4 protein-coding genes are annotated in these 3772 nt (G+C 36.5%); all 4 read right to left on the minus strand.

All coding sequences use genetic code 11. The features are described 5' to 3' along the window. Positions 1-296: hypothetical protein (locus tag FA047_RS20335; protein WP_449415937.1), on the minus strand; the 296-nt coding region annotated here is incomplete at its 3' end. 828 nt (positions 297-1124) lie between these two features. Continuing rightward, a complete protein-coding gene (locus FA047_RS20340; protein WP_136837939.1) occupies positions 1125-1697 on the minus strand; it encodes a hypothetical protein in 573 nt (190 codons plus the stop codon). Between the two features lie 358 nt (positions 1698-2055). Beyond that, positions 2056-2523 (minus strand): hypothetical protein, encoded by a 468-nt coding sequence (locus FA047_RS20345; protein WP_136837940.1) that lies wholly within the window; start codon positions 2521-2523, stop codon positions 2056-2058. Between the two features lies 1 nt (position 2524). After that, on the minus strand, positions 2525-3772 hold a 1248-nt coding region (locus FA047_RS20350), incomplete at its 5' end, for an RHS repeat domain-containing protein (RefSeq protein WP_136837941.1).

The following is a 3772-nucleotide window of genomic DNA, read 5'->3' on the forward strand; positions in this document are numbered from 1 at the left end:
TCGGCAGTATACTGGTAGGCCAATTTATTAGTTGAAGTCCAGGTAATCTCATCCGGCAAATTTGCCGCATTGTAAGCAACAGCAGTAATACCCTTGTTTACATCTGATATCAGCCTGCCATTCCCGTCATACACATATTCAGTGGCCTGCTGCGCCTGGTCGTTGAAGCCCAGTGCCTTCACCCCTGATGAAGCCCCGCTCAGGTCATCGATCTTTACATGCCGACCCCCTTCATAATCATAAACCAAGCTGTCGATCTTTTCCCTCACCCCGCTCAGCAAAGCATATCTATTCAATTTTCTTACATTTGTATATTACAATGAATGTGGCCCCTTCTTTTCAATCCAACGTGGCCGCCTGATGAGGTTTGAAGCGTAGGTCTAGATCGACCGTTTTTGATTTCAAAGTTAATAATCCACTTAATATCCTCCAATCCCTCCCAATTTGAGCCGTAATCCGCACCCTCAAAATAAGACGTTTTAAGCCTCTTTATAAGTCTATCCTTGTTCCTATCGGAAGCAACACTCATCTCTTCTCAGCGCCTCTTAAAGGCATCAATTCACTGTTGGTAACATTACTTACCCAAGAGACAAAAAAGCACTTTAAAGACTAAAACGACCACTTTAATGTGTAATTGAGGGGACAGTTTGTAGGGTAAGAAACGGCCAGTATAGTAGGTATTAACTGCACACTTTTGTTGAAACTCCCACTGACCCTCCAAATTTCAAAATTGTTGACCCTGCAGCAAACCCAGAATTCGTGGCAACCCATGTAGGTCTATTTTTTGAGTCCAATGAAGACCAAGCACCTCCAGTAATTCCAGAAAAGTTCTCCGATATATCTACACCTAACAAACTATTGTGATCCGCATTTCGAACATCTTCTCCTACATAATATCCGGAAAAACCTGTCGCACTAACACCTACATCAGGCCCCAATCTAGCACCGAAACTATACGTGGCATGCACACCTATATCTTTTCCTCTTGTTATGAAAAAAAGCTGTGCATTCCCCCGTATCCAATCCCTAAAACATTTGTAAACCCAACATTTTTAACAGCGCCCCACAAAGCTGGATGTTGTGTCCCCTGACTGGCATCTCTATTATTACGTTAAAATTGATAACTAATTAATAGCTACCTCGCCATCTCCTATCTCTTTGTTAAAGTCATATTCAGACATTACTTTAATGTTTGGAGATGACTTTTTAATTAATGCAATTTCAGACGAAGTAAATATATCATTATGAACTAGGTATTCTAACGATTTGAAGATATGAAATTCACTTATAATAACTGCACGATCTTCAAAGGAGACATCATTCAAAACCAAGTATCTTAGTTTGGGTAAATTTAACGTTTGCAGACTTAAAATTTTAATATCATTCAGAGTCAAATAATCGACGCTTGTAAATTTTAATAGCCAGTCAGGGAGTGTCTTGGGCTCCTTGACATTTTTCTTATTTAATTCAGATTTCAACAGCATTCTAGATAAAGATGAAATTTGATTAGATAAATCAAGTGGGAGTTCGGATAGTTTAAAGTCCGAACTAGCAAATAAAGCAAACGGCTTATTATTAAGACCAATTATTATAGCATCGTTATTAGAGAATAATACAGTAGATTTTCCATCCAAACCTATAACGTTAATATCGATCGAAGAATTTCCGTTACTCATATGCCTATTGTTATCTGTCATATTTTTCTTTTTATTTGAATATTCACCTCTATTGCAAGCCGCAAACATTATGAAGAGTAGAATTATAACTTTTAAAGTTATTCATAAAATATGTCTCCCTTAAATTTATATTTTGCTAAATCTTCATTTGAGAATAAAGCTTGAAATACACATGCGTCTATATTGTCAATTGCTTCAGCACCAGGTACTGATAATGCTTTAACCCTTTTCCTCAAATAATAAAATGGAATGTAAGAGAATTCTGCATATATATATTGTATTATATCTCGAACCAATGGAATGTAATCTTTATCTATAAAACACTGGTCGTAGTTATATTCCCGTGCCTGACATTTTAATAAAAAATCACTGTTTATCTCTATTTTTTCAATATACTTTTTATAGGTTGAAGAATATTTTTTTTAAATTTATCACATTGAGCTTTGTTCTCAAAGTATCTAAAATCCTTATTAATATCTTTCCAATTTCCTAATTCACTACCTTGATTGATACTTACTAATGCGAAAGATGTTGATTGTGAATTAGTAGGTCTTAACCATGCAAAAATAATCTCCTTGGTATCAGGATAGTAAAAGTATAATTTATACCAATGTTCATTTGACTTATCTCGTCCGTCCTTTAGCCCTATATGATCTGGAACAACATATTTAGAATTTTTCTGTTTAAAGAGTTTTACTGCTTTGATTATATTCGCCTCACTGCGATCAATTTCATATATCTTAGCATTTGGATAGCTTCCTGCAGAGAACATGTTTCCAAATTTATAAATAATAATACCTACAATTATAAGTGCAATTACTAAAATAATTTTTTCTGCTTTCTTCATCTTATTTATCTGGCTCATTTGTAACATTCACATTGCTTATTTTATACGATCTCTGTATATAAGTCATCCCTCCTGGAGCACTTAATGCATGAATAGTTTTAGTCAGCGAAAAGAAACCTAAGCCCGTTCCAATAAAATATGCCTTAACTTTATCTTTACTACTAATATCTTGTCTTCCTGCAACTAGTAGTTGCTCCTTAACGAATACCCAATCCGCTCCAATTGCTCTATGATCTGCGATTAACGAAATAAGCCCAACGGCTTTCAAATTATCATATCTTCTATCGTGACCGATACCAGGAGGATCAAAAGGCTTTGTAGGAACATAAGTATATGAATAAGAACCGTCATTATTACGAGGATTATCTCCACCAGCGTAAGTACCTCCTCCGAGATTTTTACCAACAGTTGAATAATCTAATGCTCTTGGATTTTTAACATTATTCCCAAAGTTACCTTTTTTTGAAGTATATAACATATTACTTTTATTATATGCTTCTCGTTTTAACCTTTCATTTTTTGCTTTCTCAGTTTCAAGAGGATCAATAGGTCCCCATCCCGGACCATTCAATTGTTTAGTTATTGCATCTATTCGTTCCTGGATTCTTCCGTTTCTAATCATCTCCCTGTACTGCGTCATTGTTTTGAAATATTCCTCAAGATAAACCTCAACAACATATCCGCCATTACTATCATAATAACCACCATTAGGTCTATCCTCAGGAGCCATCCCCGTTGGATCTGTAAATCCCATCGGATTATTGAACACATAATTATAAGGAGACACCCCATAAAACTGCTCAGCCAAAGGATCCGCCACACTCCATCTCGCTATTGCAGGATCATAAAACCTTGCACCATGATCATATTCTCCCAACTCTTCCTGGAATTCCTTTCCGGTAAACAAATAATTATTCTTATTGCCCGCTGTATAATTGATATCAGTACCCGGCATCACCATACCAAAAGGATAGTAACTATTCTCCTGCACCAATCTTGCAGTACGCTGGGTCACATCTGCAGGATCAGCATCAATGGTAGCTCGAACATTGCCTAAATGATCTGTTAAATTATACTCATAAATAAACTTAGTGCCGTCAAACCAGGCACGGCCCTCGCTGGTCTGGATATATTGCACTTGCAGGGTGTCCACATGCCGGCCAACATATTCAATGCCTTTATTGTAGGCAGTAATCATTGTAACAGGGCCATTTACATACTTCTTCTGCAATTTCTCTCCTTCGGCAGT

The organism is Pedobacter frigoris (genome assembly GCF_005116445.1).
Taxonomy (GTDB): Bacteria; Bacteroidota; Bacteroidia; order Sphingobacteriales; family Sphingobacteriaceae; genus Pedobacter; species Pedobacter frigoris.